Source organism: Pedobacter africanus (genome assembly GCF_040548825.1).
Taxonomy (GTDB): domain Bacteria; phylum Bacteroidota; class Bacteroidia; order Sphingobacteriales; family Sphingobacteriaceae; genus Pedobacter; species Pedobacter africanus_A.
Genome location: NZ_JBEPSL010000002.1, coordinates 1,094,571 through 1,108,638 on the forward strand (window position 1 = coordinate 1,094,571; position 14,068 = coordinate 1,108,638).

General features: G+C 47.2%; 15 protein-coding genes. 11 read left to right on the plus strand and 4 right to left on the minus strand.

What is annotated here, in order from left to right; translation table 11 throughout:
- Window positions 1-13 precede the first annotated feature (13 nt).
- The gene (locus tag ABIE26_RS14720) at window positions 14-484 is read right to left on the minus strand and encodes a hypothetical protein (RefSeq protein WP_354375950.1); all 471 of its coding nucleotides are present in this window, start codon (window positions 482-484) and stop codon (window positions 14-16) included.
- Window positions 485-746: 262 nt separating this feature from the next.
- Window positions 747-1,022 (minus strand): hypothetical protein, encoded by a 276-nt coding sequence (locus tag ABIE26_RS14725; RefSeq protein ID WP_354375952.1) that lies wholly within the window; start codon window positions 1,020-1,022, stop codon window positions 747-749.
- 137 nt (window positions 1,023-1,159) lie between these two features.
- On the opposite strand from ABIE26_RS14725, the gene ABIE26_RS14730 reads away from it, so the two are divergent.
- The 8 genes from ABIE26_RS14730 to ABIE26_RS14765 all read left to right on the plus strand — a co-directional run bounded on the left by ABIE26_RS14730 (window position 1,160) and on the right by ABIE26_RS14765 (window position 9,754).
- Window positions 1,160-2,056, plus strand: a complete 897-nt coding sequence (locus tag ABIE26_RS14730) for a toprim domain-containing protein (protein ID WP_354375954.1) — start codon at window positions 1,160-1,162, stop codon at window positions 2,054-2,056.
- Between the two features lie 129 nt (window positions 2,057-2,185).
- On the plus strand, window positions 2,186-2,566 hold the full coding sequence (locus tag ABIE26_RS14735) for a plasmid mobilization protein (RefSeq protein ID WP_354375956.1): 381 nt from the start codon (window positions 2,186-2,188) through the stop codon (window positions 2,564-2,566).
- Window positions 2,554-3,852: a relaxase/mobilization nuclease domain-containing protein gene (locus tag ABIE26_RS14740; protein WP_354375958.1), complete on the plus strand. Its 1,299-nt coding sequence runs from the start codon at window positions 2,554-2,556 to the stop codon at window positions 3,850-3,852. The genes ABIE26_RS14735 and ABIE26_RS14740 overlap by 13 nt, the downstream gene beginning before the upstream one ends.
- A gap of 4 nt (window positions 3,853-3,856) precedes the next feature.
- On the plus strand, window positions 3,857-5,851 hold the full coding sequence (gene mobC, locus ABIE26_RS14745; RefSeq protein ID WP_354375960.1) for a conjugal transfer protein MobC: 1,995 nt from the start codon (window positions 3,857-3,859) through the stop codon (window positions 5,849-5,851).
- A gap of 229 nt (window positions 5,852-6,080) precedes the next feature.
- Window positions 6,081-7,775, plus strand: coding sequence for an ATP-binding response regulator (locus ABIE26_RS14750; RefSeq protein ID WP_354375961.1), 1,695 nt, complete (start codon window positions 6,081-6,083; stop codon window positions 7,773-7,775).
- A 129-nt stretch (window positions 7,776-7,904) separates the two neighbouring features.
- Window positions 7,905-8,900, plus strand: a complete 996-nt coding sequence (locus tag ABIE26_RS14755) for a terpene synthase family protein (protein WP_354375963.1) — start codon at window positions 7,905-7,907, stop codon at window positions 8,898-8,900.
- Window positions 8,901-8,955: 55 nt separating this feature from the next.
- Window positions 8,956-9,489, plus strand: coding sequence for a hypothetical protein (locus ABIE26_RS14760; RefSeq protein WP_354375965.1), 534 nt, complete (start codon window positions 8,956-8,958; stop codon window positions 9,487-9,489).
- Window positions 9,479-9,754 carry a hypothetical protein gene (locus tag ABIE26_RS14765; RefSeq protein WP_354375966.1) on the plus strand — a complete coding sequence of 92 codons (276 nt, stop codon included), beginning with the start codon at window positions 9,479-9,481 and terminating at the stop codon, window positions 9,752-9,754. Before ABIE26_RS14760 ends, ABIE26_RS14765 begins: the two co-directional genes overlap by 11 nt.
- Window positions 9,755-9,791: 37 nt before the next feature.
- On the opposite strand, the gene ABIE26_RS14770 is transcribed toward ABIE26_RS14765, so the two are convergent.
- Window positions 9,792-10,007: a hypothetical protein gene (locus ABIE26_RS14770; RefSeq protein ID WP_354375968.1), complete on the minus strand. Its 216-nt coding sequence runs from the start codon at window positions 10,005-10,007 to the stop codon at window positions 9,792-9,794.
- A gap of 178 nt (window positions 10,008-10,185) precedes the next feature.
- A complete protein-coding gene (locus tag ABIE26_RS14775) occupies window positions 10,186-11,091 on the minus strand; it encodes a hypothetical protein (RefSeq protein ID WP_354375969.1) in 906 nt (301 codons plus the stop codon).
- A gap of 889 nt (window positions 11,092-11,980) precedes the next feature.
- On the opposite strand from ABIE26_RS14775, the gene ABIE26_RS14780 reads away from it, so the two are divergent.
- The 3 genes from ABIE26_RS14780 (at window position 11,981) to ABIE26_RS14790 (ending at window position 14,022) form a co-directional block, all read left to right on the plus strand.
- Window positions 11,981-12,190, plus strand: coding sequence for a hypothetical protein (locus ABIE26_RS14780; protein ID WP_354375971.1), 210 nt, complete (start codon window positions 11,981-11,983; stop codon window positions 12,188-12,190).
- Window positions 12,191-12,293: 103 nt separating this feature from the next.
- Window positions 12,294-13,106, plus strand: coding sequence for a hypothetical protein (locus tag ABIE26_RS14785; protein WP_354375973.1), 813 nt, complete (start codon window positions 12,294-12,296; stop codon window positions 13,104-13,106).
- 361 nt (window positions 13,107-13,467) lie between these two features.
- Window positions 13,468-14,022, plus strand: a complete 555-nt coding sequence (locus tag ABIE26_RS14790; protein ID WP_354375975.1) for a hypothetical protein — start codon at window positions 13,468-13,470, stop codon at window positions 14,020-14,022.
- The last annotated feature ends 46 nt before the right edge of the window (window positions 14,023-14,068 follow it).

Below are 14,068 nucleotides of genomic sequence, written 5' to 3' on the forward strand. Positions count from 1 at the left end.
AGGTTAACAAAGATTAATTAATTTTATAAATTTTTGAATTCGCGGCCGGCGAATTAGATATTTCAGCCTGGATTGCTTGACCATTCAGTTTTACTTCTTTAAACTCAATTGTGTTTTTTTGTGTATTGAGGACAGCATCAATCTCAATATTGTCGGTGATAATATCGGCATACTTAAATCGGAATTTGTTAATCCCGCTTGTAAAAAGATTCATTACCTCTTTCCAGCTTCCGGCAATTCTGAAACTGTCCGATCCCGAAATTGTGATATGTTCCGTGATGTTTTTTGTAGCCGTTACATTTCCTTGCCCATCCAGCTTCTCAATAAGCAACTGGTCATTTTTAAAAATGTCCAGCCTCTGACCTTGAAGAACAAAATACTGCCCGCCTGGCGGATAACCGGGTGAATCGGAGGTTTTCTTTTTACAGCTACAAGCGCATAGAAAAATTAACAGACAGGGCACCCAAACTTTTAAGTTTTTCATAGTAAGCGTTATTACAGTATCACTTTATATACTTATTAATAAATATATCTATCTATTTATTTATTAACCAATCTTTCATTTGCTATAATGTGGCTGAACACACTTGCATTGGCTGTCATTAAATATAACTCCGGGGCACTACAACTTCAAAACTTTTACGTCAATGACCGGTTTTTCTACGTCAACCCCTTAGTTCACTACGTGAATGAAAAAGCGCCGTTACAAATTTTATTGCAACGGCGCAAAAATTCCTGAAAAGCACCTACCTGTTCGCCAGCACTTTGAGCCTCTCACTGAGTTCCTTCAACTGCCCGCGCTCGAGACAATCGTCCACCCAGGCGCGCAGCTCGGTCACCGCGTCCTTAGCAAAATACTCAACGACTGCATGCCCCTCCCTGATTCCTATCTCCATTAGCAGCGCCAGTAGTAGGATCTGGTTCTTGCTAACTTTTCTGTCCACCTTAACGACCATGTCGTTCATTCCTGGTGTACACGACAACAGCGTGTCAAATAACCACGCGATCTCCTTTTTTTCCATACGCACAAATTTTCGTTTTCACTAAGCCAAAGGTACTTTCCAGACTTGTCTTTCACCTCCCCGATTTTCGCGTAGGTCATGGTATCCCGGCGACAGCTCCCTAGTTTTGTATCACTGTGTGAAAATGAAAAGTATGTATGGAAAACAGAAACGAAAGACTTACCTGCAAGGAAGTCCGGGAATTTGATCTCGTCGATTTCCTGGCCGGACTCGGCCATTTGCCCGTCAAAGTGCGAGGCTACGACTACTGGTACCTCTCGCCCCTGCGTGAAGAGAAAACCGCTTCTTTTAAAGTCAACCGGAAAATCAACCGCTGGTTCGATTTCCAGCTATGGCAAGGCGGTGATCTGATCGCCTTTGCGACGCGTTACCACAACTGCACTGTCGGTGATTTCCTGCGGATCCTTTCCGTGGGCGGTGCGCGCTCAGCACCGCTGCGCACTTTTCCGCCCCCTCCACCTAAGGCCGATGATACCCCGGCCATCAAAATCACGTACACCAGCTTCATATCTGATCCTGACCTCCTGCATTACCTGTACCAGCGGCGCATCCCCACCCAGATCGCGGACACCCACTGCGTTCAGGCAACCTTTGTCATCGGCGAGAAAACCTACAATGCGATCGCATTCAAAAACGATCTCGGCGGGTATGAACTGCGCAACTCATGGTTTAAGGGCAGCACGGCCCCAAAGGCCGTCACCACCATTCGCTGCGGCGCCGGAATCTCTGCGGCGGTTTTTGAAGGCTTTTTTGACATGCTCAGCTACCTGGCCCTCATTCCCCATCCCGATCCCGACCAGGATCTTGTCGTGCTTAACGGCCTCGGCATGATCCCCACCCTCCGGCACCGCACTCTTTATTTATTTCTCGACCGTGACGAACCGGGCCGGATCGCTACGCTGAAACTGTGCGGATCCTCTGCTGCGGTCAAAGATTGCAGTGACCTCTACCGCAACCACAAAGACCTGAACGATTTCCTTTGTCATTTCGGCAAATCCCCGGATTTCCCAAAAACGACTACATCCCAGGATTAGAGGTTTCCCTGCACTGGCAGGAAACGGCCAGTAGTACCATTGTATCACAATGGGGTTTAATTGTGGCCGCCCGTACTCCAAAGTCGTGGCGGCTGATTACAGAATTGTTTACCGTGAGATTGAAATGTGATGAAAGAGAACAAAAACAAATGGGTGCATGTGCGCCTTTCCGAGGCCGAGCGCAGGCAGCTACAGGAGAACTTCAGCCGCACCACAGAACGCAAGATCAGCACCTACGCGCGCAACATTTTGCTGGGCAAGCCCATGATCAAAGGCGTGCGCAATCTGACCGGCGAGGCTTATTTCCGCAGTTTTTCCCAGCTGCTGAAAGACCTCAACGGCGCCGCCAATAACTTCAACCAGGCCGTACATAAACTGCACACACTGCGGCAGCTCGACCAGTACAAACCCTGGCTGGTAGCCTACGAGGCCGATAAGCGCAAGCTGATGAAAGACATTGAAGAACTCAAGGATTTTATCAATAAAACCGCTGCGCAATGGTTGCAGTAATCAAAAACGGGTACTCCATCCGGCGCAGTTTTCTCTATAACGAAAACAAGTTATCGATGCCTATTCCCGGCGAAAACGGCGGGCAGAGCCGCCCTGCGGCAGAGCTGCTGATGGCGGCAAACTATCCTATGGAACTCTCCGTCATGGCCCAGCACCACAGGCTAAATATGCTCCTGCGACAGGCCGCGCTTGACCCTGAACTGAAGAAAAACAGCGTCCACATCACATTGAATTTTGCGGCCGGGGAGCGCCTGGATACCGCGACTTTGTGCAACATTGCCACCCAGTATATGGAAGCCATCGGCTTTGGCAGCCAGCCCTATCTGGTTTACCAGCACCACGATGCGGGCCATCCTCACCTGCACCTGGTGACCACCAAAGTGAATGAACGCGGCACCGGCATCCGCATGCACAATATCCAGAAAAACCAGAGTTATGCGGCCTGCCGCGCGCTGGAAGAACGCTACAACCTGGTGCGTGCGACAGACCACCAGCGCGAGGTTTTCCGCCTTAAACCGGTATCTGCGGCACGCGTTCAGTACGGGCAGAAGGCAACTAAACAGGCCATTGGCAGCACCCTGGAATACCTGCTTTCCCGCTACAAATTTGGTTCGCTCACCGAACTTAACGCGCTGCTGGGCCGCTATAACATCCATGCAGATGCCGGGGCTGAAGGCAGCAAAATGCGTCAAAAAAAGGGTCTTGTTTACCGCGTGCTGGATAGCGAGGGCAAGGCCGTAGGCATGCCCGTAAAGGCCAGCCTGCTGCACTTTCGTCCGACGCTTGGCAAACTGGAAACGCTTTTTTCCAGCGGAAAACTGTCCCGCGGCAAACACGCCGAAGCCCTGCGCGCCACGATTGATGCGACCCTAAAAACCAAGGGCACCACCACGCCGGAAGCCTTTCGCCAAAAGCTGAAAAGCAAGGGCGTAGAACTGGTAGAACACCGCAACGCCCAGGGCAGGCTCTATGGCCTGATCTACATTGATCACAGCAGCAAATGCGTGTTCAAAGGCAGCGACCTGGGCAAACTTTACTCTGCCGAAGCGACTGCCATGCGCCTTGCAGAAGCTGCCGCAAAGACCAATAGCCTTAAAATCACTGCGGCCCCGCCGCAGCCAGAGCACCCCGCTACCGGCCATTCCCAAGCCATTTCCCAGGCTGCAGCATCCCCCGACAGCTTATGGGATATCCTCTCTCACGCAGAACAGCAACCCGAAACGCTCCCTTTCCAACTGCGCTCCACCAGAAGAAAAAAGAAAAAAAAGAGTTCACAAAAACTTTAAAACCATGCACAACACAGGAGAGAATGAACAAGCATTGCGGAAGATACTGGACATGACCAGGCTGATCGCCATCATAATTTTATTACTACATTTTTACTACCAGCTATATGCAGCTTTCCGGGAATGGGGACTGGTATCTGACTTCTCCAACCGCATCCTGGGCAACATCACCCGAACAGGCATTTTCCACGATTTCCACCGCGCGAAGCTGATTGCACTCGGCATTTTGTTGGTATCGCTGATAGGCGCCCGGGGCCGGAAGTCTGAAAAACTCAATCACAGGACGGCATTGGCCTACCTCGTCACCGGCCTGATCACTTACTTCATCGCATACTTTTCCCTCTACATTCCCGCCGTGCCCACGTTCCTCGCAGGCCTATATATGACCATTACCGGCACTGGTTTTTTGCTGGTTCTATCTGGTGGCACGATCCTTTCCAGGATCCTGAAAAACAAATTTTCCAACCAGGATATATTCAACCTCGACAACTCCACTTTCCCCCAGCAGGAAGAATTGCTGACCAATCAGTACTCCATTAACCTACCCATGCGCTACCGCCTGAAGGACAAATGGCGCAACGGCTGGCTGAACGTCTTGGCAGTTTTCAGAACTTCGCTCATTTCCGGATCAGCTGGCTCAGCCAAGACTTCCGGCATCCTGCGTTTCTTTATCACCCAGGGACTTGCAAAGCCCCAGCCCTTCACTTACCTGCTCTATGACTTCAAATTCCCCGATCTTTCCCTGGTTGCCTACAACCACTTTCTGAAAAATAAACACCGCTTTAAGGGTAAACCCGAATGTATTTTTATCAACCTGGACGACCCCAGCCACTCCCATCGCGGCAATCCCCTGGAACCTGCAAACATGCATGACATCACCGACGCCACGGAATCTGCACGCACTATTCTTTTAGGGCTAAACAAAGAGTGGCGGAAAAAGCAAGGGGATTTTTTCGTCGAGTCCGGGATCAATTTCGTTACCGCGGTGATCTGGTTCCTGCGAATGTATCGTGGCGGAATTTACTGCACGCTACCCCACGTAATTGAGATGATCCAGCTCGAATATGACCAGCTCTTTACTTGTCTTCGGTCTGAGGAAAGCTGCCAAAACCTTGTCGGGGCTTTCATCACCGCCTACTTAAACGACGTACTTGAGCAGCTTGAAGGCCAGATCGGCACGGCAAAGATCGCCCTTGCCCGGCTTTCTTCCCCGCAATTGTACTATGTGCTATCGGGTAATGATTTCAACCTACAGATCAATGACCCTGAACATCCGCGCATACTTTGCCTGGGCAACAACCCGCAGAAGACGCAGGTATACGGTGCTGTACTATCGCTTTTCACCAACCGTGTGCTAAAAGTTATCAACAAAAAAAATAAACTGCCCTGCATGGTGCACCTCGATGAGCTTCCCACTCTGGAATGCGGCGAGGCACTTCTAAGCACCATCAGTACCGGCAGATCGAATTTGAATTGTGTGGTTATGGGTGTTCAGTCAATCCACCAACTAAGGCGCGAATACGGGAAGGAAATGGCAGATGTGATCATGTCCATTGCAGGTAATCTGATCGCCGGACAAGAAACCGGCGACACCGCCAAGCAGGTATCCGAGCAGATCGGCAAGATCATGCAGGAGCGCGAAAGCCTCTCAATCAGTGATTCCGGCACCTCTGTGAGTAGAAGCAAGCAACTCGAGTACGCCGTACCGCCGTCGAAAATATCTAAGCTTTCCTCCGGCCAGTTTGTTGGTGTACTGGCCGATTTGCCGGATCAACGGGTGGAATTAAAGGCTTTCGATTGCGAGCTGCTGACCGATTATGCGGCCATCAATAAGGAAGAGGAATCCTACAAGCCTATCCCCCTGATCCGCCAGGTCGATGCCGGAATGATAGCCGCGAATTTCAGTAAAATCAAACAGGACGTGAAAAACATTGCCGCCGACAAGATCCGGGAATTAGAAAACGATCCCGCCCGGGAGCACCTTGTCCTTCGCAAATGATCACCGTTAACGTTCTGATATTGCCGCTTATTCACCGAAAATTAACACCCTGTTGCCCGGTGCGATTTATGCAAATTCGTTATGAAACGCTTATAAATGGATTGAAACTAATATGCTTAAATACCACCATATCAGCGCCGGATGTTCACAATCGGTTAACATCTTTTGTACTGAAAAATGTCCAGATTGCCTGAGTATTAACAACATCGACCCCCTAAAGTACCAAAAAATGACTTTCGAATATTTGTTGGCGGTAACACCACACGGCAAATATGCGGGTGAGCTTACCACTCCCCGTAAATTGGTCGTGCGCCTGATTAAAATATTCTGTTGGGCAACCGCATTAGCGTGTTTTATACTGGGCCCCTATCTGTTTTTCAGAACCGGTGCATACCTGATATTACTGCCTGCAACGCTCGAGGGTTGCCTGTCCCTTTCGGTGATCTACCTGGCAACCAAGGGAAAATACCGAAGTGCAATAACACTCATGTTCAGTCTGCATTCCCTGGCGATATGGTATTATGCAGTATTGCTGGGCCCTCCTGCAAATCTTCTTGCATTCTCTCTTTTTCTTTTCTTAGCGGCATTTTTTTGGTTTGATCACAAAAAAACTCTTTTCCACATGGCATTGACTGCGACAGCAGTGATGCTCATTCTCATAGAACTGAATTACAGCTGGCGCATAATAGCCCCTATTGAATTTACGCCGGCCCAGCAAGATACTGTTAGTTTCACCGCTAATATTTCGGTAGCTGTCCTCTTCGTCATACTCGTTTATAGTTATTTCTCGGCGAGGTCGACTTATGACAATTCGCTTGCGTTGAAAGCTCAAAAAGAGCAGGATGAACTGCTTACCAGAATGACACTGGAGAACAAACAGGAAAAAGACTATCTGTCCATAACCACGCATGACATGCGCGGGGCAGTCAATTTGATGGACATCATTATTACTTCCCACGTAGACCGTCAGGAGGACGGAGTAACTATTCCGAATGAATATTTCGAGGTGTTGAAAACAGCTGTCAAGGACACGACCGATGTGGTTAGGGATGTACTTTCTACTAACAAGGAAGGCGATACCGGCTGCCTGAAAATGGAAGCCGGCATATTCAATTTACGGGAATTCATTAAGACGCGAAAGGCGTACAGGCTCCTTCGAAAGAAAATACCGGAAGTTAATATCAAATATGATTTACCCTCAGATTATATCATTACTGACCCCTATAAGTTAAAATGCATCATCAATAATCTCTTCATCAACGCAGTAAAATATTGCCAGAACAACATAGACGTTAGTCTCCGGCAAGTGGGACAATTCTTATTCCTTGATTTCACCAATGATATCGCCCCATACTATATGGGAGAAAAACAACCGGATTCTTCAGGTCTGGGACTTCCCTTAATTAGTGAAATGTGTCAATTATTATCAGGCAGCGTAGATATTAAGTCCCACCCTTCATCCGGCCAGGTACATTTTCAAGTTGTTTTGCCGCTCTTCTTACCAGAAGCTGTAAATTCTGTAACACCTGTGTTGAAATGTGTGCTTTCCACTGGAGCTACAGTCTATCTCGTTGATGACAATTTAATGGAAACCACCAAAATCAGCCGTTTTCTGACCACCATAAAATGCAACGTACGGTTGTTCAGTTCAGTGGACGAAGTGCTTAAAGCAACCACCGAAAATCCTCCCGAACTAATCATTTGCGATTTACATATGCCGGATAAAGGTGCCCGGGAACTGTTGAAAGAAATGTCCCACAAAAATATACTTTGCACAGTCCCTGTATTAGTGAATACTGGCGAAAATATCCGGACAATACGAAAAGAGTTAACTGCAATGGGTGCATCCGGCTTCCTGTCAAAAATGGCGACCTTGCGAGAGTTTATCGAAGCTATAAACATTGCTTGCAAAGCAACGACATAACCTTTTTTCTTTCTGAACGCCTCCCCAAAGGCACTGATGTAATATTTCAGTGCCTTTTTTTATATTGTGGCTGACACAGTACGGGTGCCCTTCAGCACCTTCAGATAACCATTAAAAGCAGGAAAACCGATGAACCCTATCCGCATCCCGGAGCTCTACTGCCCGGCAAACACTGCAATTTCGCCCTTTGTAGATGAGGCAATTTTACAGGTTCGAGAATGGATCATTCGTTTTAAACTGATCCCACATTATTTATTGGCAAAATATGAAAGTCAGCGGTTTGTGCACATGACCGCCCGCTTCTATCCGAAAATTACGCTCACCCGCCTGGTGCTCCTCTCCAAATTTTTTACGTTGCTTTTCCTTTCTGATGATGAACTCGACCACGAAAGTAACCGGAAAAGTCAAAGCTTTTGGCGGGAATTCGCACAGCAGTTTATGGGTGTCATTTCCGGAGATTTATATTTCCCTCCCGGCAGCGGAAACCCAGCCTTTGAAGCTCTAACCGACTGCTGGTCTGATATGCGTCGGCTTTCATCTCTGGCCTGGCAGCGAAAATTCGCCGAAAGCCTCAAACAGATGTACCGGGCCGCCTTTTGGGAAAATGCGAACCTTGTGGAAGGCAAAAGGATAACGATAGCGGAATACATACAACTCCGGCAATATCTTGGCGCTGCGAACATTGCGACAGATGCTATTGAATTTGCCTATCCGGACCTTCATTTACCAGGTGAAATCATGGAACTCCCCCAGATCTATACTATGGTTGAAAAGTGCCGGGATACCATATGCTGGGCTAATGATTTGTTCAGCCTCGCAAAAGAGCTCGAGCATGGAGGGGTTCACAACCTGGTCATGCTGATCCAGGCCGAACAGGGCCTTAGCCTAAGACGGGCGATAGCAGAGACTGTACGGAAACACAACAACGATGTGTTGGAATTTCTTTCGAGTTGGAAAAGCATTGCTGGAGAGGGTGTGCACCGAAGTATCGTTAATGAAATGGCGCTACGTTTGCTAAATTTAATGCGCGGAAATATCGACTGGAGTGTAATGGATACTTCACGTTACTATGGTTTTTCTTTTGCCGACGTCCCGCTCTCACCAAAAATCCACATAATTGATTAATTGTTCACCCTTCGGAATCGTTTTTACATCTAACGAGTAAATACGCATACATCCAATGGCAAAAATCCATCAAATGAACAATGAGGTTTTTCTTTTGGGGGCCCTTGCCCAGAAACAATATCATTTACTGGTTAATCAAACCTCGAAAGACAATTTCCAGATACCTACCTATATATCCCTGGACGAAGCCAGAAAAGAATTTATAGCTTTTGATTTTTTATACAGCAAGCGGCCGGAAAACCCCATTGAAAACCGGCTTCAGCAATTTCTGGAACAAATCCATCTTTTCATAATTAAAATACCAGAAGCAGCACTTGATACCCTGGAAAACCGGATTGACCAATTACCTGAGCATCCCAAAAAAATCAGCTGGATAAATTTCTATGGAAATGATGCCGTTCTCGCACCTTTGACATCCGGGCAATGTTTTGGCAGCAAATTCATGGTGTTCCATCTCTATGCCGATATACTCAATTGCAACAAAAAAATCGAAAGTCCCCTTCGCCAGCTTGAAATTGGCCGGATCACTGATGAAGATCCGAATTATTTTGCACTCCGTAACTTACTGAAAAATACGAATGCCAATTAAACGCAGGAACATAACCCAGGCCATCCGAAAGCAAGGCGACCCAAAAAAATGGGTCTACAGGGTAGTGCGTCGCGGAAAACACTTGCTTGTAACCGTGCGGATTACCTGCCGCTTTATGATCCATCCAAAACCAATTGCACCACCCAAACTTATAACTGAACTGAAACCGGATGAAATACTGGTACTTTCCCCGGGGGAATGGAGCGAAATCTGGTTCCAGGGGGAATGGTGCCATATGGCCGACGCAGATTGCAGAAACTGGTGAGTAATGGCAGGCCAAGTTTAATTTCTTTGTGTTCCTGTTAATTTTGTTTATCCTCGCACACTTCCTTTACAATTTCAAATGGTGACTTCATTTTGAAATTCCTTTCTTCGATCGCTTTTACAAAATACGCTCGTTCGGGGTGTATTTCTATCCATGAAAAAACAGCTTCAACCGAAGCATTTTCATCTAATTCTGCGAGAAACGGGAATTGACTCAATATTTCGGCCCTGCAAATTGGGACGGCCTGAATCATCTATACGTTGATTAATTCTTGCTGCAACATAAAGCTGCATAGGTTGATAGCGTCATCCACGTTATCCGAAAAATTTCGGTTTAATGCGATACTCACGATATCCTTAACTGAAAATTTCCTTGACTTAATCATAGTTAAAAGTTACGTTTTATTTGGTTAGCGGTGGGTCAAATTTCCGTCATATCAGATGCCTCAATTGCATTCTGAGCTTCTCCAGTTTCGACGCATACTGCGTGCTATTATCAACTACAACATACACGTTTGGTTGTGTGCGGCAGATAAATGCATAGTTAATACCAACCGATGTTACCCAGGCCAACACACGATCGGGCACTGCGATTTGTCCCGCTTTCTCCCCCTTAAAAATTACGGTACAGAACGAATATTGTTCACAGGCAAAATAAAAATCCTGTTCGTCATAGGCCTTAATAACTCTAACTTCTGTACCATCATCGGATAAGCTGAAACTCGATTCACAAGCCCTCCAGAAACCGTTCCACCAATTTTCAACTGCTGTATCAGTCAACTTAGTCGTATCATGGACGACAGCTGATCCGGAAGTATATTTTATCAAGTATGCGCAGTTTGTGCCGGTACCTCTAAATGAAAAATTAGAAAGCAATTTTTCGGGTGCAAAGTTACCAGCCCTCGGCTTTCGTTCAGTGGCAGTCTGGCTCGCATTTATTACAGTGTATATCGTCTTGCTACTGCGAACTATTAAGGCCTTTGCGATACCCAATTCCGCAACAAGTGATTTCATTTCTGCAACTTTTTCCAATTCTCCACCAAATTCTTGTTCGTGGTGCAAACCACAATAATTAAAAGAATCTGTGGCGATAAACATAGCTCCTTCGCTATAGCGAACCAGAGGTTTTCTGTCATCAGCTAAATACTGCTCTTCTTCCGGATAGTCAACCTCTTCAAGCGTTATTGACCCTGCCATTCCCGTGTAAAATAGCAGCTCAAATTTGCAATATTCGTCGTAAGTTAACTCTCCATTTTCTATACAGCAGGATTCGCTATCATAAATATATACCGGATAATTGGCTTGGGGCACCTGTTCGGAATTGATGAATTCTTCCATTTTTGTCGTTTTTGAACCGCGAAAGAAAAACGTTTTCTGGTTAACCAATGTTATGCACTAGTTAATTTCAACTCATGGTTACCACCTCAATCTTATTGCCCACACATTTCTATCAGTTTTCAATTCGATCTCTAACTACGTTTAGGGGATCTCGCGGGGAAAACCAATTAAAACGGAATGAGGATGCCCTAGGCACTCCAATTCAACTCGCAATGGACGAATATAAAAAATTACTTGTGAATTTAATTTCATTGGTTTAGCCAATCTGACTCTACCCATTTGCTCAGCTGCCACGTTCCCCATGCCCACCAACAGCCCCCAACTGTCGCAATCCGGCTATTCTCTATCCGGGCCCACACGCGGTGTTTCCAGAATCTTCGATGCCGGCCATCCGCATATGGCACCTTATTGTACTGCCCTTTACTCCCTTAACCTTTTGCAAAGCTCCTTACAGTCATCCGGTTGCAGAAACTCTGCGGCTGCGACTCTCGCAGCCTTGCCAGCGGTTTGCACAAAAAAATCTCCATGCCCGCCTGGTGCCGCCCCGCTAGGCAAGTTGGGCGGCGGCGGGCTAGTATTTTTTTGCGCAAAAGTTTCTGCAATCGTCTGCCGGTAAGGACTCTGCTTTGCACGGTTAAGGAAGTAGGCCAGTCCTGCTCCGGTACCGCCACCATGACGGATAGCCTAGTCACCGAGTTATTCCAGTGGAAACATGAGCTTATGGGTGACCCGAACAGCAAATAGCCTAGTACGTGCTCAGCATCGGAGAAAGCGGGTTGGTAGACATGTCCCAACCGTCCGGCTACCCGAGTAAAAAAAGCGTCTGCCGGTATGCTCCCGGCACTGATGATGGCCCAGCAGGCCGAAACGCAAAGTAAACCAATGTGATATGAACGCAACAAAAAACAACGGGAAGGCCCCGATCGAAAGTCAAGAAAACAACGCCCGGTTGCCACTCTACAGGGTATATGATGAAATGGCCTGTGAAGATCTGTTGTTCACCAACGACTTGCAGGAAGCGAAAGCAAAAGCTTATAACCATCAGTGCATATTGATAGATAATCATGCAAATAATGTTATAAAAGATTATTCCTGTTAGATTTTTATGAGCCTGTATCTGGCATCTACCCTTCAACTTAAATAGGGCTTCCCTGGGAAGTCCTTCTTTTTTTAACAGTCGTTAGACGAACAAACACTATGTTATGGAAAATTCGCAAAAAAAAGAACTGACAAGCAGCGCCAGTACCTTAGCTGAGTTAAACAAGTACAATGACAACTATCTGATCTATACGGGAGCCTTCGATGAACGGTCTGTGGCCAAAGACTTTGAATTGCTTGTGGAGTTCAGTAAGGCCTATACAAAGAGCCATTCTTTGCACAGACCAAGTGTGGGGGATTCCTTGCAACTGCCTGACGGGCAAACGGTTTATTTCTGCCACATACACGATAGTTTTGCGCAAACCTGCGAAAATGGTTCTTTTCACCTCAGCAACAGCGGCTACATCAGCTATTCGGGAGGCTTGGACAGCGGTATATCTTTGCACGATGTTGTACTGACCAGTAGCAAATCGGTCTTAACAATTTGGTTTTCGCATCGAGGTGTTTTACGCGCACATTGTGCAATTCACGCAAACATCGAATCTCGAGTATGGAAAACCAAAGAGGGTGCCGACCTATCAGGTATTCCGCAAATAAAACGCCGCAGGAAAAGGCTGCTCAAAGAGCAGGCCGAAACCATTGTGAAGAGCGACGGCTATGGCCGCCCCTATTCTGAGCACTTACCCGAGGTAGTGATCATCAAAGAGAATCTCCCGGAGAATTTGTTCCAGACCATTCAGCAGGTTACTAAATTATCATTTGAAGATGACTATCATTACGTACCTGTTTACTGGTGCCAGCCCATGACGATTGACCAACTTAACAAGCTTAAAGGGTTCCCACAATTTACAATTCGCGAAGAACGCGATATCTGGCTCTACTCGCCAATCCTGGTATTCGAGATAAAACCAGAATGACCTGTCAGCGGGCGGCCGTGGTAGTAGCCGCCCGCTTACCCTTCAATATATCATTTGAAAGACCGGCGATTGGGTGGCTCCCGAATTAGCCGGTAGCATTTCCAACCTCGTACTGTCAATGCAATCGCTGCTTTTTTAAACTACCGGAACGTCCCTTCTCGGCGTTAAAGGTGCCCCCATTCCAATTAAAACAACCTGCACATCCGCATCACCAGCCTGGTGCGTGCTCTGGCACCAGAGACAACGGGTTGGTTGACCTGTCCCTACCAATCGCTAACTGAGTAAACAAACGTCTGCCGGTATGCTCCCGGCACTGAAGATGGCCTAGCAGGCCGAAACGTTAAACCTAAATCTTAAGAATATGGGACAATTTTATCTCCCGGTAAACCTGGACAAGCGCCAGTACCTGTTTGCACACGAATACGGAAGCGGGTTGCAACTGATGGAACATTCATGGATTGGGAACAGTTTTGTTGGCACCGTAGCCGGCAATCTTATACCAGGAGGCCTGTGGTACCGGTCCAGAATCGTATGGGCTGGCGCTTACATGGATGAAGGCCTTTTCCTGGATGAATTCCCGGAAGTGGATTGCAAAATGACACTTTTTCATTTCGCTTCCCGTGATAAAAACACCCCGTTTGAAAAAATCCGTCCGGTAATCCCTGACGGCCCTTGTGCGCAATACCTTGTCAATCACACCAAAGGGGAATTTGTTGACGTGGCAACGATCGTCGATACGGAAGATAATTGGGCGATCCATCCTTTGCCGCTGCTGACATGCTCTGGCAACGGACGCGGTGGGGGTGACTTTCCAAATGAAAACCCATACCTGGGTACGTGGGCGGGAAATCGCATTTCCATGCAGTACGATACTCCAGACGGCATGCGGGAAATATCCCCTGATTTCAAAGAATAAACGGCCCGCTGCATATGCGGGCTTATTTGTAAAACCCAATTAAATA

Excerpts from the sequence above, each read along its gene's own strand:
- ABIE26_RS14720 (WP_354375950.1), bottom strand. The coding sequence starts at position 484 with ATGAAAAACTTAAAAGTTTGGGTGCCCTGTCTGTTAATTTTTCTATGC.
- ABIE26_RS14725 (WP_354375952.1), bottom strand. The coding sequence starts at position 1,022 with ATGGAAAAAAAGGAGATCGCGTGGTTATTTGACACGCTGTTGTCGTGT.
- ABIE26_RS14730 (WP_354375954.1), top strand. The coding sequence starts at position 1,160 with ATGGAAAACAGAAACGAAAGACTTACCTGCAAGGAAGTCCGGGAATTT.
- ABIE26_RS14735 (WP_354375956.1), top strand. The coding sequence starts at position 2,186 with ATGAAAGAGAACAAAAACAAATGGGTGCATGTGCGCCTTTCCGAGGCC.
- ABIE26_RS14740 (WP_354375958.1), top strand. The coding sequence starts at position 2,554 with ATGGTTGCAGTAATCAAAAACGGGTACTCCATCCGGCGCAGTTTTCTC.
- mobC (WP_354375960.1), top strand. The coding sequence starts at position 3,857 with ATGCACAACACAGGAGAGAATGAACAAGCATTGCGGAAGATACTGGAC.
- ABIE26_RS14750 (WP_354375961.1), top strand. The coding sequence starts at position 6,081 with ATGACTTTCGAATATTTGTTGGCGGTAACACCACACGGCAAATATGCG.
- ABIE26_RS14755 (WP_354375963.1), top strand. The coding sequence starts at position 7,905 with ATGAACCCTATCCGCATCCCGGAGCTCTACTGCCCGGCAAACACTGCA.
- ABIE26_RS14760 (WP_354375965.1), top strand. The coding sequence starts at position 8,956 with ATGGCAAAAATCCATCAAATGAACAATGAGGTTTTTCTTTTGGGGGCC.
- ABIE26_RS14765 (WP_354375966.1), top strand. The coding sequence starts at position 9,479 with ATGCCAATTAAACGCAGGAACATAACCCAGGCCATCCGAAAGCAAGGC.
- ABIE26_RS14770 (WP_354375968.1), bottom strand. The coding sequence starts at position 10,007 with ATGATTCAGGCCGTCCCAATTTGCAGGGCCGAAATATTGAGTCAATTC.
- ABIE26_RS14775 (WP_354375969.1), bottom strand. The coding sequence starts at position 11,091 with ATGGAAGAATTCATCAATTCCGAACAGGTGCCCCAAGCCAATTATCCG.
- ABIE26_RS14780 (WP_354375971.1), top strand. The coding sequence starts at position 11,981 with ATGAACGCAACAAAAAACAACGGGAAGGCCCCGATCGAAAGTCAAGAA.
- ABIE26_RS14785 (WP_354375973.1), top strand. The coding sequence starts at position 12,294 with ATGGAAAATTCGCAAAAAAAAGAACTGACAAGCAGCGCCAGTACCTTA.
- ABIE26_RS14790 (WP_354375975.1), top strand. The coding sequence starts at position 13,468 with ATGGGACAATTTTATCTCCCGGTAAACCTGGACAAGCGCCAGTACCTG.